Origin of the sequence: Micromonospora sp. RTP1Z1, from assembly GCF_033804685.1 — a bacterium.
Taxonomy (GTDB): domain Bacteria; phylum Actinomycetota; class Actinomycetes; order Mycobacteriales; family Micromonosporaceae; genus Micromonospora.
Genome location: NZ_JAPFQV010000044.1, coordinates 1 through 21,070, shown reverse-complemented (window position 1 = coordinate 21,070; position 21,070 = coordinate 1). Strand labels below are relative to the sequence as shown.

The window sequence follows — 21,070 nt, the reverse complement described above, 5'->3', positions numbered from 1 at the left end:
CGGTCAGCGCGGTGAGTTCCAGGTCCCCGGCCGCGGTGACCCGGTAGCCACGCCGGGCGCGCTCGAGGCGTACCGGCTGGGCCAGCAGCGGCAGCCGCACCCGGCGTCGTCCACCGTCCATGTCGGCCCCGCCACCACGAAGGCCAGGCCGCGGCGCAGGATCCGCTCGTCGCGGTGCAGCGCGTCCAGCGCCGCCAGCCGGTCCAGCCGGATGCCGCGCGGCCCCCGGTCCGGCTCGGGCAGCCAGACCAGCGGCCGGCCCGTGCCGGACACGTCGAAGATCCGCTCGGCGCTGGCCGGGGCCAGGTCGGCGAGCGCGGCCAGGATCGTCGCCGCCTCCATCGCCCGCCGATTCTGCCGTACGCGGGCGGTGGCCGCCGGAGGCGGATGCGGTGGCGCCGCCCAGCCCGCACCGTGGCCGCTAAGCGCTGTCGTCGTCGCGCGGCGTCCTGCGCAGCACGTCTTCGAGCCGCTGCGCGGCAGCCCTCAGCTCCGCCGCCATTCGCCGTACGTCGCCGGCTCGGTTCTCACCGGTCGTCCGGGCGGCTTCGCCCGCGGCAGCGCCGTCGGTGACGTTCTCGGCGCCGGTCGCCCGCTGCCGACCGAGCCGGTCCGCGTACTCGGCTCGCCGCCGGTCCAGGTCGAATTCGCAGTCGAGCTTGACCAGCTTCTCCCAGTACGGCAGGACGACCTTTCGCACGCGCTCGTCGACGTCCACCGAGACATGCGGCTGACAGGTCACCAGCGTGTCGCCCCGCTGGTAGCGCCACGGGCCGGTCTCCGACAACGCCCGTTCCAGGGCGACCTCCAGTTCCGCCGCCCGGTGCGCCGGGAAGTCGGCGGCATGCTTGGCCGCGAGACGCGTCAGCTTTCGGACGGCGTCCGGCAGGTAGTAGTGCGCGTAGCTGAGCAGCGCCTCTCGGTGGAGATCCCATGATGACCAGACGCACCGGGCGTGGATGTGGAAGTTGAACGTCCGGCCCTGACCCGACACCCGGATCGGTACCGGCGTGTCCAGCCGTTCGGTCAGCGGGCCCGAAGGGGCCGAAGGTGCCGAGGTCGCCCCCGAGACGGGCCCCGTCTCCCGCAGGGCGTCGATCGTGCTCCGCCAGAGCTCCCTCAGCTTTCGGCGGAGTGGGGCGGTCCGTAGCCAGAGCGCCAGTGCCAGGTCGATCAGGACCCGCCGCAGGCCAGTCGACCGCGACGCGGTGCCGGCGGCGTCGGTCAGGTCGCTGCCCGCGCCGCTCTGGTCGCCCGGCTCCTCCGCTTGGGGCGGCAGCGGGGCCGAATCCCGGGCGGGGGAGTCGCGCCCAGGAGCGTTGTCCTTGTCCTCGGTGGGCGCTGCCGGGTCGCCGTCCATGCTTCACGGTAGCCACGGCATGACCGATTTGTCGGCCACCGTGGCCGGTGCCGCACGGCGGCGTCCGGATATTCCGACAAATGCACTTTCATTGCTCCGACGATGCCATCGATCTGAGCGCATGTGTGGATGTTCGGCCCATCCCCAGGTCCATTGTGAGCTGGTCGGATGGCAGGACGGACATCGCCGTTCGACGATAGGAGGGACCGTGCGCACACCATCCCGTGCGTTGACGGGGACCACCGCGCTGCTACTCGCGGCCGGGCTGGTCCTGACCGCAGGAGCTGGCGGCCAGGCGGCACCCCGGGAACAGACCCCCACCCAGGCCCGCCCCGGTGACCTGCCGGGCGACCGCCAGGACAGCAAGGCCAGAGACAACCGACAGGGACGGATCGCCCCGACCGCCCGCCAGCGCGACCGGGCCGCCGCGCTCGGCGCGCGGGCCCGCTGGACCACCTTCGGCACCCCCGCCTCCCTCACCTCCACCGGCAGGCCGCTCGCCACCGGGCTGCCCGCCGACCCGGCCACCGCGGCGCGGGCCTACGTGGACGCCAACCGCGACCTGCTGGGGCTGACCGCCAGCGGCGCCGAGGCCCTGGAGCAGATGACCGTCGCCCCGATGGGCGACGGCGCCACCGTCCTGTTCCGCCAGCGCTTCGGTGACCTGCCGGCCGCGGTGGACGGCGTCCTCGCGGTCGGCCTCCGCGACGGCGCGGTCTGGCACGTCAGCTCCTCCCTCGCTCGGGACGGGGCCGCGCCGGAACCGGCCACGCTGACCGCCGCCCAGGCGCAGCAGGCCGCGATCGCCGACGCCGGCCTCACCGGCCCGACGATCATGCGTACCGCGCTGGTCGCGGTGCCGACCGCCGACCGGGGCGCGCGGGCCGCGTACGAGGTGGTCCTCGGCGCGGACGTCACCGGCGCGGACCCGGCCGCCTTCGCCACCTACGTGGACGCCCGGGACGGCGCCGTGCTGGTCCGGGAGGACCTGGTCGACCACGACGCGGACAACCCGCAGTGGGAGGTCTTCCCGAACTCCCCGCGGACCGACCACTCGTCGACCGACACCCGGGCCCGCTGGTGCTTCCAGGCCGACGCCGGATGCGACGAGACCGTCGGCACCGCCGCGTCGCCGCTGCCCTGGGACGTCGACCCCGCCACCGGGTCGTCCACCCAGACGACCAAGGGCAACAACACCATCGCGGTGCAGAACTGGAACAACAACGACCCGTTCAGCGTGGGCACCCAGACCGCCACGCCCCGGCCGGACCGCAACTACGCCTACCCCTGGGCAAACCAGTGGTACGAGCAGAAGTGCAGCCCGGACACCTTCACCTCGCCGCAGGCCAACGACATCGACGCCGCCCGGGCCAACCTGTTCGGGATGCACAACCGGATGCACGACTGGTCGTACCACCTGGGCTTCACCGAGGCGACCTGGAACCTGCAGCAGGACAACTTCGGCCGCGGCGGCCTCGGCGCCGACGCCGAGCAGGGCAACGCCCAGGCCGGCGGGATCAGCGGCGGCCCGCCGAACTTCGCGGCCCGCGACAACGCCAACCAGATCACCCCGCCCGACGGGGTCGCGCCGATCACCAACATGTACCTCTGGCAGCCGATCGCCGGATCGTTCTACTCGCCTTGCGTGGACGGCGACTTCGACATGTCGGTCATCGCCCACGAGTACGGCCACGCCATCAGCAACCGCATGATCGCCGGCCCGAACGCCGGGGTCAGCTCCCCGCAGGGGATGAGCGAGAGCTGGTCGGACCAGCTGGCGATGGAGTACCTCTACGAGCACGGGTACGCCGCGCCCGGCCGGCGCGGTTTCACCATCGGCGAGTACGCCACCGGTGACCCGGACGCCGGCATCCGCAACTACAACATGAGCGACAGCCCGCTCAACTACAGCAGCGTCGACTACGACTTCGTCGGGCTGCAGGTGCACGCCTCCGGCGAGGTGTGGAGCGCCACCAACGTCGACATCCGGGCCGCGATGATGCAGCGGTACGGCGCCGGCGACGCGGCGCTGCAGAAGTCCTGCGCCAACGGCGCGACGCCGGTGACCGCCTGCCCGGGCAACCGGCGCTGGATCCAGCTCGTCTTCGACTCGTTCCTGCTGATGGCGGTCAGCCAGGTGAGCATGGTCGACGCGCGGGACGCGATGCTCGCCGCCGACCGGATCCGCTTCGGCGGGGCGAACCAGGACCTGCTCTGGAACGCCTTCGCCGCGCGCGGCCTCGGCGAGACCGCCGCCAGCGTCGGCAACGGCGACCCGAACCCGACGCCGGGCTTCACCTCCCCGTACGCAGACGAGGCCACCCTGACGTTCGCGCCGGAGGACGAGGACGTGCTGGTGCCCGGGGCGCAGCTCTTCGTGGGCCGCTACCAGGCCCGGGCGGTGCCGGTCGCCGACACCGACCCGGCCACCCCGCTCACCGACCAGGTGCGGCTGGTACCCGGCACGTACGAGTTCATCGTCCGGGCGCCCGGGCACGGGCACGTCCGGGTCGGTCCGGTCACCGTGAAGGCCGGTCAGGTCCGCGACCTGCCGGTCCAGGTACGCGCCAACCTGGCCTCCACGGCCGCCGGGGCGACGGTCAGCGGCGACGGGATCAACCTGGCCCGGATCGCCGACGATGACGAGGCCACCACCTGGGCCTCGCTGGGCAGCCCGGTCGCCGGCCGGCAGGTCACCGTCGATCTGGCCGGCGACGTCCGGCAGGTGCGCCGGGTGCAGGTCAGCGCGATGCTTCGGCCGCCGGTCGCCGGCGACCCGGACGCGGGTACGCAGAGCCGCTTCTCGGCGCTGCGGCAGTTCCGGGTGCTGGCATGCACGGCGACGGGCACGGTCACCTGTGCCGACGCCGCCGACTTCCACGCCGTCTACACCAGCCCGGCGGACGCCTTCCCGTCGGTGGCGCCCCGGCCCCGGGCGCCGGAGCTGATCATCCGGTCGTTCGACATCCCCCGCACGAAGGCGACCCACCTGCGCGTCGAGGTGGTGACCAACCAGTGCACCGGCGCGCCGGACTACGCCGGTGAGCAGGACGCCGACCCGCGGGCGGCGACCGACTGCGCGACCGCCAGCGTCCAGGCGAACAACGTCCGGATCGCGGAGTTCCAGGCGTTCGCCCAGTGATCGGCTGAGCCGGACGTGCGGGTGGGCGGCGACCCGTCCACCCGCACGGCCGGTCCGCCGCGGATCATCCAGCGTCAGTTCGGTTGGTCGAGGATGGCGCTGAACCGCTCCTCGGCCAGGTCGAGCTGGGCGAAGATGTGCCGTTTCACCGGCGCGGACAGCGGCGTGTCGGGTCGGGCGATGAGGTCCCGGAAGACCGGCACCAGGGGGCGGTACTTGGCTGCCGACCGGGCCACCTTCGGCCCGACGGTGTGGATCACGCCCACCCCGTTGTCGGTGAAGTCGGACACCTTGATCACCCGCGCCCAGGGCTCCCGGTCCAGGCTGGCCGCCACGTGCTCCCGGTACTGGACGTGCTTGTCCCGCCCGGGGTCGTACGCCGGGTTGGTGACCGCACCGACCAGGCGGGGCACCCGCGGGCCGAACCGCGCTGCGAGGGCGGCCAGCGCCGCCTCCGTCGGGTCGCCCGGCGCGTCCGGGCCGGCCAGCTCCGCCGGGTGGTCCTCCACGGCGTCGTGCAGCAGGCCGGCGACGATCACGTCGACGTCGCGCACCTGGTAGTGGTGCATCATCCGGATCGCCACCCGCAGCAGGTGGTTGAGGTAGGGCTCGCGGACCCGCCGGTCGTCGCGGTGCAGCTCGGCAGCCAGGTCGAGCGCCTCGGTCAGCCGGTCCCGGGCGGCGGCGTCGAACGCCCCGATCTCCAGCCGGAACCGCTCCAGCAGGCCCGGTTCGCCGTGGATCTCGGTGATCGCGTGCATCGGCATGGTGGCCAGGTACGCCGGGAAGTCCATTCGTCACTTATATCTGATCTTCACCGTCCGCCGGGCCCCGGCGTCGGCCTTGCGACGGGAGCTGGACAGGCCCCAGCCCGCCCGCACGGCGGGGCCGGGCCGGCGATCGGGCGGGTGACCGGCGCTCAGGATCTGGCGGAGAGTCGCTTCACCAGCCGGACCGTCGTACCCTCGGGCGTACCGACGATGGTCACCTCGTCCATCAACCGCGCCATGATCAACCGTCCTCGGCCCCGGTCCGCGTCGTCGTCCGGGTCGCTCACCCGCCAGCCGCCGCGGTCGCGTACCTCGATCTCCAGCCGGTCGTCGCGCAGCTCGGCCCGGACAGTGGCGATCGCGCCGGGGGCGAACCGGTAGCCGTGCTCAATGGCGTTCGCGCACGCCTCACCGGTGGCGATGAGCACCGTCTCGACGTCCCACTCGTCCACGCCGAGGTCGTGCAGCCAGCCCCGGAGCCGCTCCCGGGTCGGGCCGAGCTGGGCCGGGTCGGCGGGCACCGAGGCGGTGAAGACCGCCGGCGCCCGGTGCCGGTAGACCAGCACGGCGACGTCGTCGCTGCCGGAGGCCGGCAGCAGATCGCGCATCAGCCGGTCGACCAGCTCACCCTCGGACAAGTCCCGACCCTCGGCGAGCACGTCCACCGCCCGGGCGATGCCCGCGTCGATCAGCTCCCGGCGCCGCTCCACCAGGCCGTCGGTGTAGAGCAGCAGGGTCGAGCCGGGCCGCACCGGGGCGACCGCCTCCGGACGCCGGTCGACCGCCACGCTGGCCAGCGGCACCGAGCGGGCCCCGTCCAGCAGCTCGGCCGCGCCGTCCGGGTGCATCAGGATGCCCGGCGGGTGGCCGGCGGAGGAGTAGCGCACCTCGCCGCCCGCGCAGTCGATGATCGCGCAGAAGAGCGTGGTGCAGGCGCCGCCGGGGATCAGCCGGGCGAAGCCGTCCAGCGCGGAGAGCACCTCGGCCGGGCTCTTGGCCTGCAGCAGCATGGCCCGGCAGGCGCTGCGCAGCTGCCCCATCACCGTGGCCGCCGACAGCCCCCGTCCGACGCAGTCGCCGACCACCACGCCGAACAGGTCACCGGGGAGCGGCACCACGTCGTACCAGTCGCCGCCCACCTCCAGCGGGCGGACCGCCGGCTCGTATCGGACCGCGAAGCCGGCCGGCAGGTCGGTCGGCCCGAGCATGGCCCGCTGCATGGCCAGCGCCACGCCCCGCTGCGTCTCGTAGGCGTGGGCCCGGACCAGCGCCTGGGCCAGCGCCGCGCAGAGCTGGCGGACCAGCGGCGCGTCCACCGCCGGCATCGGCCGGGGCGCGTCCGGCTCCAGCCAGATCCCCCCGGTGCCGACGCCCACCCCGATCCGGGCCCCGACGCCGGTCACCCGCCCGACGTCGTCCCGGGCCAGGTACGGGTCGGCCTCCGGTACGGCCGCGTCGAGGATCCGCCGGATCTCCGGGGTCAGCTCCAGCCCGGCGCCCACCACCACGGGCGTACCGGCCGGGTCGGGGCTGACCGCCACCCCGCGTGCCCCGCCGAGCAGCTCGCCCAGCTCGGCGAGGCCGCCCGCCAGCACCTCGGTGATGTCGCTGGCGCTGGCCAGCCGGGTGGCCAGCGCGGCCACCGCGGCCTGCCGGGCGGCGGCGCGGATCTCGGCGGTGACGTCGCGCATGGTCGCCACGTGCAGCCGCTGGCCGGTGACGGGCTCCCGCAGCGCGTTGTGGACCGCCTCCACCCAGATCCGGTGCCCGTCCGCGTGCCGCAGCGGCACGGTCACCCGCCCGCCGCCGGTCGTCCCCATCTCCCGCACCATCGCCTCGACCCCGCGCCGCTCCGCCGGCTCGGTCTCCGGGTCCGGCCACCACGACTGCGGGGCCGGTGCCGGCAGCTCCAGCCGGTCGAGGCCGAGCAGCCGGCAGAAGGCGTGGTTGGCCTCCACCAGGGTGAAGCTGGCGTCGTAGACCACGAAGGCGTCCTGCAACGAGTCGATCAGGGCGCTGCGCCAGGTCGCCTCCCGGTTGCGCAGCCGGGACAGCTCCAGGTGCGCCCGGACCCGGGCGAGCAGTTCCAGGGAGGAGAACGGCTTGGGCAGGTAGTCGTCCGCGCCAGCCCGCAGCCCCTCCACCGCCGCCTCCTCGCCGGCCCGCGCGGAGAGCAGGATGACCGGCACGCCGGCCGTGCGCCGGTCGCCGCGCAGCGCGGCCAGCAGGGCGAGGCCGTCCATCCGCGGCATCATCACGTCGGTGAGGACCAGGTCCGGCGGCTCGGTCGCGACCAGGTCCAGCGCCGCCCGGCCGTCCCCCGCGGCGAGCACCCGGTAGCTGGGCGCGAGCAGGCCGACCAGGAACGTCCGCAGGTCCTGGTTGTCCTCCACCACCAGCACGGTCGGGGCGTCCGGCGGCGGGGCCTGACCGCCGGCCCGGTCGGTCGCCGCCGGGCCGGGCAGCGCCTCCGGCACCCAGCGCAGGGCCTCCTCGCCGTACGCCCCGGGCCTGGCCTCCTCCGCGCCGGGCCGGCCCTCCGTGGGCCGGCCGTACGGGATCCGCGCGGTGAACGAGGAGCCCTCGCCCTCGACCGAGCGCACGCCGACCTCACCGCCGTGCAGCCGGACCAGCTCCTGGACCAGGGCCAGCCCGATGCCGGCGCCCTCGTGGGACCGCCCGCCGGCGCCGCGTACCCGGTGGAAGCGGCGGAACAGCAGCGACAGCTGGTCGGCCGGGATGCCGACGCCGGTGTCGCTGACCGAGAGGGTGACCGTCTCCTGGTCGCCCGTCAGCCGGAGCCGGACGGTGCCTTCGAGGGTGTACTTCAGGGCGTTGGAGAGCAGGTTGACCACGACCTTCTCCCACATGTCCCGGTCCACGTACCCGGTGCGGGGCAGCGGCCGCACGTCCACCTCGAAGGTCAGCCCGGCCCCCTCCAGCGCGTACCCGAAGGACTCGGCGATGCCCCGGGTGAGGGCCGCCAGGTCGGTGGGTGCCCGCTCCGCCTCCAGCCGGCCGCCCTCGATCCGGGCGAAGTCGAGCATGTCGTTGACCAGTTTGCGCAGCCGGCCCGCGTTGCGGTGCACCAGCTCCAGCCGCTCCCGCTGGGCCGGCGGCAACGGCTCCCGCTCGTCGGCGAGGCTCTCCTGCACCGGCCCGGTGATCAGCGTCAGCGGGGTGCGCAGCTCGTGGCTGACGTCGGTGAAGAAGTTGGTCTTGGCGACGTCCAGCTCGGCCAGCGCGGCGGCCCTGCGTCGCTGCGCCTCGTACGCGAGCACGTCGGTCAGCGCGGTGGAGACCCGGCTGGCCACCAGGTCGAGGAAGTGCCGGTACGGCTCGCCGAACGGCAGGTAGGGGCTCACGCCGAGGACCAGCACCCCGACCGGCCGGCCACCCCCGGTGGCCAACAGCGGCAGCGCCACCGCTTCGTCGACGGGAGCCGGGTCCCCGACGCCGTCCGCGCGCGCCAGCGGCCAGGTCGTCCCGGCCAGGCCGGTGACCCGCACCGGCCGCCCTGTCTTGATCGCTTCCGCCACCTCGGCCGGCGGGTCGGCGGCGGTCCGGTCGGCGCCGTCGACGAGGCCGAACGACGCCACCAGGCGCAGTCGCTCACCGTCCGGCGTCGGGCTGTCGCCGTGGTCCGGCAGATCCCCGACCAGGTAGACCAGGCCCGCCGGGAGGTCGGCGGGCCCGCCGGCCAGGATCCGGGAAGCCGCCCGGACGGCGTCCGCCGCGCTGTCCGCCTCGGCGATCGAGAGTTCACCGAGTTGGCGTAACAGTGCCAGGCGGCGGTCGCCGACGACCTGGCCGGTCACCTCGCTGGTGGCCACGAAGACCCCGTCGACCCGCCCGTCGGCGTCGTGGATGGGGCTGTAGGAGTAGGTCCAGTACGTCTCCTCCAGGAAGCCGTGCCGGAGCATGAAGAGCAGCTGATTGTGGGAGTAGGTGGATCCTCCGGACAGCGCCCGCTCGGTCAGGGGTCCGACGACGTCCCAGATCTCGGCCCAGCAGTCCACCGCGCGCTGACCGACGGCCGCCGGGAACTTGTCCCCGAGGAAGCTCGTGTACGGGTCGTTGAAGATCTGCACCAGCTCGTGGCTCCACCAGAGCAGCATCGGGATCCGGGAGGGCATGAGGGTGCGGACCGCGGACCGCAGCTCCACCGGCCACGACTCGACCGGCCCCAGCGGGGTCGCCGACCAGTCCGTCGCCCGGTGCGCCGCGCTGGTCGGGTCGTCGCCAGGAAACAGCTCGTCGGCGGCTGTGCCAGCCTCCACGTCCGCCCCCCGTCCCGTCCATGTCCCCGGGCCTGGGCGCTCGGTCGCGCTGTAACCCTCCCGTCCCCGGCTATTGTCCCCGGCACGTCCGCGCTTCATTCCCCGACCCGGTCGGTTCCGGCCGGTCCCGTGGACGCGAGTACCGTCGCCGGGCCGCCCGGGGAGGCCGCCGGTCGGGGTGACGCCGGTGCGGGGCCACCCGGTGGGGTGACAATCAGTGCATGGACCGGGTACTGAACGTGCTGGTGGCGCTCCCGCCCGCCCTGGTGCTGGCCCTGGTCTTCCTGCTCCCGGCGCTCGAGGCGTCGACCTTCCTCGGCCTGGTCGTACCGGGGGAGGTGGCCGTGCTGGTGGGCGGCGTCCTCGCCCACGAGGGGCGGCTGCCGCTCTGGGCGGTGGTGGTCGCCGCGCTGGTCGGGGCGGCCCTCGGCGACCAGGTGGGCTACCTGGTCGGGCGCCCCTACGGCCGGCGGCTGCTGGACCGGATGCCGCGCCGGTTCGTCCGCTCGGGGGAGCTGCGCCGGGCGCTCGACCTGGTGCGGCGGCGCGGCGCCTTGGCCGTGGTGCTCGGCCGGTGGGCGGCCGCGCTGCGGGCGCTGGTGCCGGGCCTGGCGGGCATGAGCGGGATACCGCAGCGCACCTTCACCCTGGCCAACGTCACCGGTGGGGGCCTCTGGGCCGTGACCGTGGCCGTGCTCGGCTACCTGGCCGGCGCGTCCTACCGGATGCTGGAGCGGCGACTCGGCTGGGGCGGCGAGGCGGTGCTCGCCCTGGTGGCGCTGCTGGTGCTGGTGCGGATCGTGCGTGGCCGGATCGCGGCCCGCCGGGACCGGACTGAACGGGAAGCCGGGCAGCCCTGACCGGGCGGCCGGGGACGGTCAGCGCAGGGAGGTGGTGGCGGTGGCGCGGAGGGCCTTGACGATGGCGGGGATGGAGCCGATCAGCAGGACCAGCGCCCAGACGATCGCGACCACCGCGAACACCAGCGCCCCGACGTCGTCGGTGATGCTGACCAGGATGCCCGGGACCAGCCGGTGCAGGAACTCCAGGACCACCGTGCAGAGCAGGGTGGTCAGCATCAGCAGCACCAGGCCCTTGTTCTGCAGGAAGCGCGGCTGGGCGAGGACCAGCAGCCCGGCCCAGACCAGCTTGAGCAGCAGCACCAGGCCGAGCAGGACCGCCGCGTCACCGACCGGGAAGAAACCCCAGACCGCCAGGTAGGCCAGCGTGCCGAACGGGGCGGCCAGGAAGAGCGACACCATGACGGTCAGCTCGATGAAGGCCACCACCAGCAGCACCACCGACGCGATCAGCAGCAGGACCGCGAAGACCAGGGTGGCCACCCCCTGCACCCGCCCCTGGATCCGGTCCGGCACCACCAGGCTCAGGCAGAACAGCCCGGTGGTCCAGAGCGCGACCACGTCGATCAGCGCCAGGTAGCCGGTGCCCCGACCGGAGGGCTGGGTGACCGCACCGACGTCGCCCAGCTCGACGCCGAGCTGCCCGGCGCTGTCCCGCAACGCGCCACCGGCGTCCCCGCCCCCGGTGAGCAGCACGGCGCCGAGTTCCAGGCCGACCACCAGCAGCACCGCGAGCAGCGCCAGCAACAGGAACGGTTTGCGCAACTCACCCATGACGGGCCTCCTTCCGGTACCGGTGGGTCAGGACGGGCCGACGGTGACCGCACATCCGGCACCTCCCGGGCAGCGCAGGGCGACGGCGGTGGCCCGGTCGACGGCGATCTTCGCGACCGCCTCCCCGTCGTCGGCCGGCTCCACCTCGTCGGCGACGGTCACCTCGGCGTCGCCGGGCGCCGGGGCGGTCACCCCGAAGGGCGCCCGGCTGCGCAGCACCAGGGTGCGCAGGCCGCCCGGGTCGGCGACCCGCAGCACGCAGCCGGCGACGAAGCTGACCACCCGCGGTTCGCCCGGGGTGCCCGGCGGCGCGGCGGGGGAGCCCGGGCAGTCCGCGGTGACCGTCGCCGGGTCGACCGTGGCGTTCGACCCGCCGAGCCGGTCCAGCCAGCCCGGCCGGGCGGCCGGGTCGCCTCGACCGCCCGGCCCGGCGCCCACCGCGACCAGGTAGAGCGCCACCAGCAGCACGGCCAGCGCCGCCAGCAGCACCTTCTGCCGGCCGCTCATGGCTGGACGAGCTGGGTGAAGCGGATCTGGTCGACGCCGGCGAAGTACCGGTCGAAGCCCTGCGTCTTGCCCACCGCCACCAGGGTCACCCTGTGCGGGCCCTTGCTCAGCTCCAGCGTGCCCACGTCGAGCCAGTCGGTCCTGACGACGGTGGGGGTGAAGCCGAAGAAGGTGCCACCGACCTGCCGACCGTCCACCAGGAAGATGGTGTTCGCGTAGTCGAACGAGGTGGTGCGCACGGTCGAGAAGCGCCAGGTGCCGTCGACGGGAATGTCCACGGTGACGGTCACCCGGTCGCCGACGGCCAGCCCGAGGAAGAACAGCTGCGCGTCGCCGGACCAGGTGACGTCGCAGCAGTTCCTCTGCTCGACCACCTTCACCGCCGCGCCGGCCGGCGACTCGACCGCCGCGCCGCCCACCAGGCTCTCCGCCTCCAGCGTCACCACCTTCGGCGCGGCCGGCGCCGGCGCCTCGCCGGGGCGGCTCACCAGCCAGACCACCACCCCGGCCACCACCAGCACCAGGGCCGCGGCGGCCGCGATCCACGGCCACGGCGCGCGCTTCGGGGGTACGACGGCCCGGACGTCGTACGTCACCCGGCCGCTGGAGCGGGAACTCTCCTCCGGGGCGGTGTTCGCCGAGTACGCGAAGCCGGTCATGTCATAACGCCGGGGCGGGGTGCCCGACGGCACGACGAGGCGGACCAGGAAGGAGACCGAGCCCTGCCCGGGCACCACCCGCTGCGGCTCGGCGACGGTGAACCAGCTCCGCTGCGTGCCCTCGCCGGGGGCCACGTCGAAGACCACGGTGTCCGGCGCCTCGCCCGGGTTGGAGACGGTGAAGGTCAGCTCGCCGCTGTTGCGGGCGTCCAGGGTGAACTGCCCGGCGGCGGCGACGACGGCCCATTCTGTGGTCATCGGATGCGCGGCGTTTACAACCCCCCCATCACGCCGGGCGCGCAACCCCCCAACCAACCATCCCCCGCCTTCAGGCGGGGGAGGAAACGCCGCTCCCTCCCTTCAGTGATCGTCTTACACGGATGGCCGATAAGATGTGAGGCGTGGGGGATGTGGTGAAGCGGGCATTCAAGTACCGCTTTTGTCCGACTCCAGAACAGGTCAAGCAGTTGAACCGCACCTTCGGGTGTGTGCGGCTGGTCTACAACCGAGCGCTCGACGCGCGTACCCGGGCGTGGGCGGTCGACCGGCAGCGCGGCACCTATGTGCAGACGTCGGCGTGGCTGACCGAATGGAAACGCACCGAAGGCCTGGCGTTCCTCAACGAGGTGTCGTCGGTGCCGTTGCAGCAGACGCTGCGTCACCTGCAAGCCGGGTTCGCGGCGTTCTGGGACAAGCGAGCCCGTTACCCGCGGTTCAAGTCCAAGCGCAAGTCGCGGGCGGCGGCTGAGTACACCCGGTCGGCGTTCCGCTGGCGCGACGGGCAGCTCACTCTCGCGAAGATGGATACCCCGCTGGACATCGTGTGGTCCCGTCCGTTGCCCGAAGGCGCGCAACCGTCCACGGTCACCGTGTCGCGGGACGCGGCCGGCCGCTGGTTCGTGTCCCTGCTCGTTGAGGACCCGACCGTGAAACCACTGCCGCCGGTCGATGCGGCCGTGGGGTTGGACGCTGGGATCACTAGCCTGCTCACCCTGTCCACCGGGGAGAAGTTCGCCAACCCGCGGCATGAGCGCGCCGACCGGCGCAAGCTCGCGAAAGTTCAGCGGAACCTGTCCCGGAAGGAGAAAGGCTCCGCGAACCGGGCCAAGGCCCGGCTCAAGGTCGCCCGCGTTCATGCTCGTATCGCCGACCGGCGGCGGGACCACCTGCACAAACTGACCACTCGACTCGTCCGCGAGAACCAAACGGTCGTGATCGAAGACCTCAGCGTGCGCAACATGCTCCGCAACCACTGCCTGGCCCGCGTCATCTCCGACGCAGCCTGGTCCCAGATGCGAAGCTTGTTGGAATACAAGGCCGCCTGGTATGGGCGGACTGTGATCGCCGTCGACCGATGGCATCCCAGCACGAAGACGTGCTCGGCGTGCGGTCGGATCAACACCGCGATGACGCTTGGCGTGCGCGCTTGGACGTGCCCCGGCTGCGAGGCCGTGCACGACCGGGACGTGAACGCCGCCAAGAACATCCTCGCCGCCGGGCTGGCGGAGAGGTAAAACGCCTGTGGAGGGACGGTAAGACCCGACCCGCGTAAGCGGTGAAGGCGCGGCCCGGCGAAGCAGGAACACTCTCGGGCGACCGAGAGAATCCCCGCCCTTCAAGGCGGTGGAGGATGTCAAGACGGCTCCTCTACGGCGGGTACGGGGGACGGGACGCGGGCCCGCCCGACCGCGCGGTCGGGGGTCGAGTCGGCGGGCCCGGGCGGCGGCGGACCGGCGTCGTCGAGCACGGTGACCTCGACGGTGACGGCGGCCGGTTTCTCCGCCTCGACGATGCGGGTGACCACGGCGAGCTGGTCGGCGGCGGCCGGCGGCACCCGCACCAGCACGTGGAACGGGCGGTCCGCCGGCTCGTCGAGGACGAACCCGGTGACCCCGGTGGCCAGCTCCAACGCGGTCCGCATCCCGTACGGGGTGCCGCGCCAGCGGGCCAGCAGCGCCCCGTGCGCGACCAGGTCCCGCAGCCGCCCCAGCGGCAGCGGGAGCGGGGCGTCCGGCCGGGGCGCGGCCACCACGTGGTCCATCGCCACCCACCGGGTGAGGTACGCGACGAACCCGTCCGGGGTCCGGTACGGCGCGAAGAGCGCGTCGACGTCGGCGAGCACCGCCTCGTCCGGGGCGTGCAGCGCCTCCATCACGTCCAGCAGCGCGCCCAGCACACTGCCCGGCCCGCAGGCCCGCTGGTACGCCGCGGGCAGCAACCGCTCAATCGCCGTTCGGCGCATCCTGCCGCACCACCTCGATGTCGTGCTCGCCGGAGCAGAGCAGCCAGGTGCCGGGTACGGTCACCACGTCCGCGGTGGCCTGGTTGGCGCTGGCCGTCCAGTCGACGGCGTCGCCGCTGCGGTACACCCCGCGCTCGCCGCCGGCGAGGATCAGCCGGTCCGGCCCACCGCTCGCGGCGACCGCGTCCACCGGCACGAACCGGGACCGGTCCCGCAGCGGCAGCCCGCAGTTGACCATCACCGGCTGCCACTGCGGCGGGGCGGCCAGGGTGTCCAACCGGACCACCCCGCCGCTCTGCGTGGCGGCGACCGCGAGCGACCCGGTGAACGCGAGGTCCCGGCAGGTGCCGCCGATCCAGCCGACCTGCACGGCCTGCCACTTGACGTCGGACTCGAAGAGCCGGGTCCGGTGGCAGCCCTGCCCGGGCTTCTTCGGGTCCGGTTCCCCGGCCCCGCTCCAGAGCAGGGTGGCCGGGCCGTCGTACTGGACGGCGAGGACGCGGTTGTCCACGTTGGCCAGCCCCACATGGGCGAAGGTGCCGGGGCGGCCGGCGGCGGTGGAGAGGTAGACCCCGAAGCCGGCCTGCGCGGCCACCGCCACCCCGGGCGCCCCGCGCTCGGAGACGAAGGCGCGGACCGCGTAGAAGCCGCGGTCGGCGTCGGAGGAGTCGACCAGGATCTGCAACGGCACCGAGCCGGGGAGCAGGGAGACCTCGTAGAGGCCGGTGTCGGTGGCCAGCAGCAGCGCCCCGGCGCCGTCCCGGTCGATCCAGGCAAGGTCCTGGATCCGGGAGTCCAGGTCGGTCAGGAGCGACCAGGTCTCGCCGAGGTCGGTGCTCAGGTACACCCGGGAGCCACCGGCGTCCTGGGCGGTGACCACCGCGACCGAGCCGGCCCGGCCGACGATGCCGGGACGGACCGGGGCGGGGGCGGGGGCCACCCGGAGCACGCTCTCGGAGTCGAAGCGGCCGGCCGGCTCCCAGCCCGCCCCGGCGTTGGTGGAGCGGAACAGCACCGGCCCGCGCCCGGCGTACCAGGTGCCGGGCTGGTACTGGTCGACGGCGAGGGTGCGCACCTGCGCGTCCGGCGCCTCGTCGACGACGAACCGGACCGACTCGACGTACCGCACGCCCGGCTCGGCGTGCTCCAGCATCCGGTACACGTTGGACGCCCGCAGCGGCTCGCCGAACGCCCAGCCGCCCGGGTTGAGCGGGGTGGGCAGCGGGCTCAGCGTCTGGTGCAGCCGGTCGTGGATGCGCCGGCGTACCGCGTCCACGTCCTCCTCCCGGCGGACCACCACCCGGGCCCGGATCGACACCGCCTTGTAGCGGGCCCAGCCGGCGCGGACGCTGGTGCCCAGGGCGCGCCGGCGCTCCAGGTCGTCGGCCACCCGGCGGCGGGCCTCCTCCACCTCGTGGTCGCGCAGCACCGCCACCGGCAGCCGGCCGCCGGGACGCGCCTCGTCCGGCACGTACGGCACCAGCACCACCTCGACCTCGCCGGGGCGGGCGAAGCTGTAGACCGCGGCCCGGGTGAACGCGCGGGCCCGGGCCACCGCCCCGGAGCCGGCGGCGAGGATCTCGTAGTCCCGGGCGGTGACCGCGCGCTGCTGGGCGAAGAACTCGTACGGCCCCCGGGCCAGGGCCGACTCCAGCGACTCCAGGTCCCGGCCGCCGCCCGCCGGCTCCGGGTTCTCCACCTTCAGCCCGATCAGCGGGTCGCGCAGGCTGGTCAGCGTCCCGGCGGCGACGTTCCCGGCCGGCCCGCCGCCGCAGCGGTACCAGAGCCGGACCTGCCGGCCGGCCGGCGGCACCGCGGCCACCGTCACCGGCCCGGACCCGTCGGCGCCGCGCAGGTCCAGGGCGGGGGCGAAGGTGACCACTCCACTGGCCCGGTCCACCAGGTACACCTTCGCCTGCGGGCCGAGGCCGGCGAAGCTGTCCACCGGCCGCCAGATCTCGAAGGTCCGCCCGTCGTGCTCGCGGGCCGCCGCGCCCAGCTCCACCGAGCCGGTCGGCACCTCGACGCCGAGCAGCAGGTCCAGCGGCTCGGCGGTCCGGGTCAGCGGGGCCTTCGCCGCGCGCAGCACCTGGCCGGGCTGGCCGGTGCCGGTGCCGAGCAACTCCGCGTCGACCGGCTCGCAGTGGTGCAGGCGTACCGTCACCTCGGTCTCCCCGGCGGGCAGCGACGCCGGCTCGGTGGTGACGAAGACGACGGGCCGGGGGTCGGCGCCGCGGGCGGCGGCGACCCGGGTGCCGGCCGGGATCCGGACCGGGCCGCGGTCCGGGCCGGTCCGGGTGAACCGGACGTCCACCCAGGCCGCCGAGGGCGGGTGCCGGGTCACCCCGAGCAGGTTCAGGAAGGCGACGTACGCCTTCTCCGGCAACTGGTTCAGCCGGTAGATCATCACCTCGGTCAGGTACGCGAACGCCTCCAGCAGCGCCATCCCCGGGTCGTGCGCGGAGAGGTCGGTCCAGCCGGGGCAGGACTGGCGGATCCGTTCCCGCGCCTCGGTGACCAGGTCGAGGAAGGCACGGTCGTCGAGGTGCGGCACCGGCAGCGTCATGACGGGTCTCCCTCGGCGCGGTCGGGTTCCGGCGGGTCGTCGTCGGGCAGCAGGTCGACGGAGAAGACCAGCTGCCCCGGGGAGAGGCTGGCCCGGACCCGGTAGTCGAGCCGGATCACGAGCCGCCACGGGTCGTCCGGGTCGGGGCCGGCGTCCACGTCGATCACCTCGACCCGCGGCTCCCAGCGCCGGATCGCCTGCCGGACGTAGTGGATGGCCAGCCCGGCGGTGGTGTCGTCGTTCGGCGCGAAGACCAGCCGGTGCAGCCGGGACCCGTACCCGGGTCGCATCAGCCGCTCGCCCGGCGTGGTGGAGAGCAGCAGGAACAGCGCCTGGCGTACCGTCTCGTCGCCGTCGGTCATGGCGAGCCCCCCGGCGGCGGTCAGCGCCAGCCCGCCGGTACGACCCGCGTCGAAGCCGGCGCCGACGAAGCGGAAGGCCCTCATGCGTCCGCCCCCAGGAACGTCTGCCGCGGATCGCGGACGGTGTGGTGGACCAGCCCCGGCGGGGTGCCGTCGGTGAGGCCGTCCAGGTTGTCCAGGACCACCCGATGGCCGTCCACCCGCAGCCAGGCGCTGTAGCCGACACCGACCCGCAGCGTCTTCGCGCACGGCTTGATGGTCGGCCCGTAGTTGGGGCAGGCCGTGATGTCCCGCCCCTCCGGGTCGGCGTCGACCAGCACCGGTACGCCCCGCACGGTCACCCACTGCTGGGAGGCGCGGTTGGCGACCCGGCCGTCGTGGTCGCAGACGATCAGCGAGTCGCGGTGGATCCAGCGCATCAGCCACCTCCGTGGGCGCGGGCGAGGGTGCGGGCCTGTTCGGCGGCGGTGCGGGCGTCCTCGGTCGCCTCCGCCCGCAGGAAGTCGACGGTCCGGGCGCGGACCACCATGGCCCGGCCGGGCGCGGAGAGCACCAGGTCGCCGGCCGCGTGCACGGTGGTCAGTTCCGGCCGCAGCTCCACGAAGCTGCCGGCGTCGGTGGCCAGCCGCAGGGTCCGGCCGTCGTCGTCGATGACGATCGACTGGCCGGTGCCGGTCCGCATCGACCAGCGCCGGGACCTCCCGTCGACGATCCCCGCGTCGTACGGCTCGACGGCGCCGAAGAGCGAGCCGAGGACGATCCCGGCGGCCGGCTCCCCGCCGGGGAGCACCACCAGCACGGTGTCGTCCGGGTCGGGCAGCGCCACGATGCCCTTGCCCCGCCCCGCGCCCGGGCAGGCCACCGCGAGCCAGCCGGCGTCCAGGTCCCCGTACGCGGGCAGGGTCAGCCGGACCCGGCCGAGCCGGTCCGGGTCGTCGACGTCGGTGACCGTGCCGAGGGTGACCGTCGCCGGGGCGGGCGCCGGATTCGGCGGCGGGCCGGGTGGCACGGTGGCGAAGCGGGTCAGGTGGCCGTTCGCGTCCACGGTGTGCACCACCTCGGTGAGCACGTACACCCCGGCGACCGCCTCGGGCACTCCGGTGAGCGCGATCCGCCGGCCGGGGCGCAGCGCCGGATCCCCCTCGGCCACCCCCTCGGCGGTGACCAGGGCGGCGACCCGGGCGTCCAGGCCGGCCTGGGCGAGGGCGGCCAACTCGTCGTCGCTGCGGCCGGGCTGGTCGACCGCGGTCCGTACGCCGTCCGCACCCACCTCGCCCGGGTCCGGGGTCAGCGGAATCCGGCGGCCGGAGCGGGCCTCGCCCACCTGCTGGCGCAGCGGCTCGGCGCGCTGCGGGTGCCAGCCCAGCGCGACGCTCTCCCCGCCGGCCCGGTCCAGGTTCTCCGCGATCCGCAACGAGTGCACCGAGTCGCCCAGCACCAGCGGCACCGGCTCGCCGTACCCGTCGAGGGTCAGCAGCCGCAGCCGGTCCCCGTCGGCGGCGAGGTGCAGCCCGGCCCGCCCGGCCACCTCGCACAGCAGCTCCAGGTCGGTGTGCCGGTGCTGGAACAGCCGGTCCAGCCGGGGCCCGTCGGCCTCCGCGTCGACCGTCCACCCCAGGTCGGCGCAGAGCTCCCGGGCCAGGTCGGCCGCGGTCACCGACTCGAAGACCCGCAGCTGCTGCCGCTTGCGCAGCCGGTGCAGCCCGTCGTACGCCCGGATCCGCAGCAGGGCGCTGCCGTCGCCGGCGTACTCCACCTCCACGCAGGTGACCTCGCCGGTGAAGAGGGCGTCCGGGTGGCCGTCCAGGCGGAGGTCGAGGGCGGCGCCGGGGCGTACCGGCGGGTCGAGGGCGACCGCGCCCGGGCCGGTGGCGAGGGTGACTTCGCACTGGGTCGGCTGGTCCAGCCGGGCGGCGACCCGGACCGCGCGCAGCCGCCGGGCGTCGGCCAGCGGCGCGCCGTCGACGGTGACGGTCGGCGTGCGGGGCACGGTCATGACGGCGTACCTCCCGACGCGGCGGACGCGGTGACCGGGGGAACGGCCAGCGGCGTGCCGGCCGGCACGGTCAGCGGGTCGGTGATCCGGTTGTGCTCGGCGAGCAGCCGCCAGCGCAGCGGCGAGCCGAGCGCGTCGTGGGCGAGCAGGTCGAAGCGCACCCCGGACCAGCCGGGCTCGGCAGCGCCGTCCGCGGCGGCCACCACCGCCGAACCGGGCGGCACGGTCGGGGTGCTCGCCGCCGCCAGCTCCTCCTCGAAGCCCGCCCGGGCCGCCTCGGCGCTCTCCGCGACCCGGACCAGCTTGAGCCGCAGCCAGGACCGGTGCGGCGTGCCGGTGAGGGTGAACGCGTCGAAGCGTTCCGCCACGGCGACGATGACGCCGGGCACGTTCCAGGTCTTGCCCCAGACCAGGCGGACCAGGGGTGGCCGGAGCCAGCCGTGCTCGGTGGCCGAGTTCTCCGCCAGCATCCACAGTGGACGGGTCAGCGTCCGGACGTCCTCGGGGCGTACCTGGGCCTCCACGAAGTCCACGTCGAAGAGCAGATCCAGGATCAGTTCGGTACGGCCGCCGCCGGTGAAGACCAGCGGGTCGTCGGCGAGGCCGGCCCCGGTGAGCTGGCCGTCGGCGGCGCCCCGCGGGCGTACCCCGGCCAGCCGGGTGACCTGCACGGTCTCCGGGTTGAGCAGGCAGTCGACCCGGGTGCCGGACTCGTCCACGAGGAAGGCGACACGTTCCATCAGGCACCCGCCTGTTCCCGGTCCAGCCGGTTCCGGTGCGCGGTGTCGCCGGTGGGCGCGGCCGGCGTCCACAGCTCCCGGTCGTCGGGCAGCGCCGGCCACGGATCACGCGGGTCGCGGACGGACGACCGGTCCGTCCCTGTCGGCCCCGGCCGTCCCGAGGGGGGTACCCCGGACGGGCCGGAGCGGGTCGCCTCGACGGGCAGCGCCGGCCAGGCCCCGGCGGCGGGTGCGGGCGGCGGCTCGGCCGGCCCCGTCCACCGCCAGCTCCACTCCCGACCCGGGCCGACCGGCGCTGCCTCCCTCTGGGCTCTGGGAGTTCCAAGGCCGACGGCCGGGCCGTCGCCCGTCACGTCCCGCCGACCCCGACCGGCCGAGGCCCCGCCGGTTGTCCGGCCGGTCACCGAACCGGTCGCCTGGTCGTGGCCCGGCGCGCCGGGATGGCTGTCGTGCGCCGCGTGGCCGACCGTAGCGTCCGGTTGGGAACTCACCGGCCGGCCGGTGCCGACGCCGTGGGGGCCGGGCGACGCGGTGTCATGGTCCGGGTGCGCGGTCCAGGGGCTGCCAAAGTCGGGCGCGGTTGACGTGTTACCGAGGCCGGGTGCGGGCTGGGCGCTGCCGAGGCCCGGGTCGCGGGGCCGGGTCCATGCGGCGCCGCGGCCTGGATCGTCGGGCCTGGCCCCTGGGGTCCCGAGACCCGCAGCCCGCCGCCGGGGCCACGGGGTGCCGAGGTCCGGGCTCGCGGGATCGACGTCCGGGTAGGGCCGGCCCGCCGGTGTACCGGCGTCCGGGTGGAGCCGTCGGTCCCGCGT

17 protein-coding genes are annotated in these 21,070 nt (G+C 74.6%); 3 read left to right on the top strand and 14 right to left on the bottom strand.

Going from position 1 to position 21,070, the window contains the following annotated elements:
* Nucleotides 1–3: 3 nt before the first annotated feature.
* Together SLP03_RS21115 and SLP03_RS21110 are read right to left on the bottom strand one after the other, a co-directional pair.
* Complete coding sequence (locus SLP03_RS21115) at nucleotides 4–342, bottom strand: hypothetical protein (protein ID WP_319462351.1); 339 nt, start codon at nucleotides 340–342, stop codon at nucleotides 4–6.
* A gap of 79 nt (nucleotides 343–421) precedes the next feature.
* The gene (locus SLP03_RS21110) at nucleotides 422–1,360 is read right to left on the bottom strand and encodes a hypothetical protein (protein WP_319462350.1); all 939 of its coding nucleotides are present in this window, start codon (nucleotides 1,358–1,360) and stop codon (nucleotides 422–424) included.
* A 229-nt stretch (nucleotides 1,361–1,589) separates the two neighbouring features.
* Here SLP03_RS21110 and SLP03_RS21105 point away from each other — a divergent pair, with 229 nt between their 5' ends.
* Nucleotides 1,590–4,502 carry a M36 family metallopeptidase gene (locus SLP03_RS21105; protein ID WP_319462349.1) on the top strand — a complete coding sequence of 971 codons (2,913 nt, stop codon included), beginning with the start codon at nucleotides 1,590–1,592 and terminating at the stop codon, nucleotides 4,500–4,502.
* A gap of 74 nt (nucleotides 4,503–4,576) precedes the next feature.
* On the opposite strand, the gene SLP03_RS21100 is transcribed toward SLP03_RS21105, so the two are convergent.
* On the bottom strand, nucleotides 4,577–5,296 hold the full coding sequence (locus SLP03_RS21100) for an HD domain-containing protein (RefSeq protein ID WP_319462348.1): 720 nt from the start codon (nucleotides 5,294–5,296) through the stop codon (nucleotides 4,577–4,579).
* A gap of 125 nt (nucleotides 5,297–5,421) precedes the next feature.
* Nucleotides 5,422–9,552, bottom strand: a complete 4,131-nt coding sequence (locus SLP03_RS21095) for a SpoIIE family protein phosphatase (protein WP_319462347.1) — start codon at nucleotides 9,550–9,552, stop codon at nucleotides 5,422–5,424.
* Nucleotides 9,553–9,773: 221 nt separating this feature from the next.
* Between SLP03_RS21095 and SLP03_RS21090 the strand changes: the two genes are divergently transcribed.
* Nucleotides 9,774–10,412, top strand: coding sequence for a DedA family protein (locus tag SLP03_RS21090; protein WP_319462346.1), 639 nt, complete (start codon nucleotides 9,774–9,776; stop codon nucleotides 10,410–10,412).
* 18 nt (nucleotides 10,413–10,430) lie between these two features.
* On the opposite strand, the gene SLP03_RS21085 is transcribed toward SLP03_RS21090, so the two are convergent.
* From SLP03_RS21085 to SLP03_RS21075, 3 genes are read right to left on the bottom strand one after another with little or no spacing between them, the layout of a single operon-like run.
* Entirely contained in the window at nucleotides 10,431–11,186 is a 756-nt protein-coding gene (locus SLP03_RS21085; protein ID WP_319462345.1) for a hypothetical protein, read from the bottom strand.
* Between the two features lie 27 nt (nucleotides 11,187–11,213).
* Nucleotides 11,214–11,693, bottom strand: coding sequence for a hypothetical protein (locus tag SLP03_RS21080; protein ID WP_319462344.1), 480 nt, complete (start codon nucleotides 11,691–11,693; stop codon nucleotides 11,214–11,216).
* Nucleotides 11,690–12,610 carry a hypothetical protein gene (locus SLP03_RS21075; protein ID WP_319462343.1) on the bottom strand — a complete coding sequence of 307 codons (921 nt, stop codon included), beginning with the start codon at nucleotides 12,608–12,610 and terminating at the stop codon, nucleotides 11,690–11,692. Before SLP03_RS21075 ends, SLP03_RS21080 begins: the two co-directional genes overlap by 4 nt.
* Nucleotides 12,611–12,753: 143 nt before the next feature.
* Between SLP03_RS21075 and SLP03_RS21070 the strand changes: the two genes are divergently transcribed.
* A complete protein-coding gene (locus tag SLP03_RS21070; RefSeq protein ID WP_319462342.1) occupies nucleotides 12,754–13,866 on the top strand; it encodes an RNA-guided endonuclease TnpB family protein in 1,113 nt (370 codons plus the stop codon).
* A gap of 119 nt (nucleotides 13,867–13,985) precedes the next feature.
* On the opposite strand, the gene SLP03_RS21065 is transcribed toward SLP03_RS21070, so the two are convergent.
* From SLP03_RS21065 to SLP03_RS21035, 7 genes are read right to left on the bottom strand one after another with little or no spacing between them, the layout of a single operon-like run.
* Nucleotides 13,986–14,594 (bottom strand): phage tail protein, encoded by a 609-nt coding sequence (locus SLP03_RS21065; RefSeq protein ID WP_319462341.1) that lies wholly within the window; start codon nucleotides 14,592–14,594, stop codon nucleotides 13,986–13,988.
* Entirely contained in the window at nucleotides 14,575–17,160 is a 2,586-nt protein-coding gene (locus SLP03_RS21060) for a putative baseplate assembly protein (RefSeq protein WP_319462340.1), read from the bottom strand. Before SLP03_RS21060 ends, SLP03_RS21065 begins: the two co-directional genes overlap by 20 nt.
* A complete protein-coding gene (locus tag SLP03_RS21055) occupies nucleotides 17,157–17,606 on the bottom strand; it encodes a GPW/gp25 family protein (protein ID WP_319462339.1) in 450 nt (149 codons plus the stop codon). The genes SLP03_RS21060 and SLP03_RS21055 overlap by 4 nt, the downstream gene beginning before the upstream one ends.
* The gene (locus SLP03_RS21050) at nucleotides 17,603–17,941 is read right to left on the bottom strand and encodes a hypothetical protein (RefSeq protein ID WP_319462338.1); all 339 of its coding nucleotides are present in this window, start codon (nucleotides 17,939–17,941) and stop codon (nucleotides 17,603–17,605) included. Before SLP03_RS21050 ends, SLP03_RS21055 begins: the two co-directional genes overlap by 4 nt.
* Nucleotides 17,941–19,518, bottom strand: a complete 1,578-nt coding sequence (locus SLP03_RS21045) for a phage baseplate assembly protein V (RefSeq protein ID WP_319462337.1) — start codon at nucleotides 19,516–19,518, stop codon at nucleotides 17,941–17,943. The genes SLP03_RS21050 and SLP03_RS21045 overlap by 1 nt, the downstream gene beginning before the upstream one ends.
* On the bottom strand, nucleotides 19,515–20,258 hold the full coding sequence (locus SLP03_RS21040) for a hypothetical protein (protein WP_319462336.1): 744 nt from the start codon (nucleotides 20,256–20,258) through the stop codon (nucleotides 19,515–19,517). Before SLP03_RS21040 ends, SLP03_RS21045 begins: the two co-directional genes overlap by 4 nt.
* Entirely contained in the window at nucleotides 20,258–20,749 is a 492-nt protein-coding gene (locus SLP03_RS21035) for a hypothetical protein (RefSeq protein WP_319462335.1), read from the bottom strand. The genes SLP03_RS21040 and SLP03_RS21035 overlap by 1 nt, the downstream gene beginning before the upstream one ends.
* Between the last annotated feature and the right edge of the window lie 321 nt (nucleotides 20,750–21,070).

What these genes read in the sequence shown, in the direction of transcription:
- SLP03_RS21115 (WP_319462351.1), bottom strand. Translation starts at nt 342, where the DNA reads ATGGAGGCGGCGACGATCCTGGCCGCGCTCGCCGACCTGGCCCCGGCC.
- SLP03_RS21110 (WP_319462350.1), bottom strand. Translation starts at nt 1,360, where the DNA reads ATGGACGGCGACCCGGCAGCGCCCACCGAGGACAAGGACAACGCTCCT.
- SLP03_RS21100 (WP_319462348.1), bottom strand. Translation starts at nt 5,296, where the DNA reads ATGGACTTCCCGGCGTACCTGGCCACCATGCCGATGCACGCGATCACC.
- SLP03_RS21090 (WP_319462346.1), top strand. Translation starts at nt 9,774, where the DNA reads ATGGACCGGGTACTGAACGTGCTGGTGGCGCTCCCGCCCGCCCTGGTG.
- SLP03_RS21085 (WP_319462345.1), bottom strand. Translation starts at nt 11,186, where the DNA reads ATGGGTGAGTTGCGCAAACCGTTCCTGTTGCTGGCGCTGCTCGCGGTG.
- SLP03_RS21080 (WP_319462344.1), bottom strand. Translation starts at nt 11,693, where the DNA reads ATGAGCGGCCGGCAGAAGGTGCTGCTGGCGGCGCTGGCCGTGCTGCTG.
- SLP03_RS21075 (WP_319462343.1), bottom strand. Translation starts at nt 12,610, where the DNA reads ATGACCACAGAATGGGCCGTCGTCGCCGCCGCCGGGCAGTTCACCCTG.
- SLP03_RS21065 (WP_319462341.1), bottom strand. Translation starts at nt 14,594, where the DNA reads ATGCGCCGAACGGCGATTGAGCGGTTGCTGCCCGCGGCGTACCAGCGG.
- SLP03_RS21060 (WP_319462340.1), bottom strand. Translation starts at nt 17,160, where the DNA reads ATGACGCTGCCGGTGCCGCACCTCGACGACCGTGCCTTCCTCGACCTG.
- SLP03_RS21055 (WP_319462339.1), bottom strand. Translation starts at nt 17,606, where the DNA reads ATGAGGGCCTTCCGCTTCGTCGGCGCCGGCTTCGACGCGGGTCGTACC.
- SLP03_RS21050 (WP_319462338.1), bottom strand. Translation starts at nt 17,941, where the DNA reads ATGCGCTGGATCCACCGCGACTCGCTGATCGTCTGCGACCACGACGGC.
- SLP03_RS21045 (WP_319462337.1), bottom strand. Translation starts at nt 19,518, where the DNA reads ATGACCGTGCCCCGCACGCCGACCGTCACCGTCGACGGCGCGCCGCTG.
- SLP03_RS21040 (WP_319462336.1), bottom strand. Translation starts at nt 20,258, where the DNA reads ATGGAACGTGTCGCCTTCCTCGTGGACGAGTCCGGCACCCGGGTCGAC.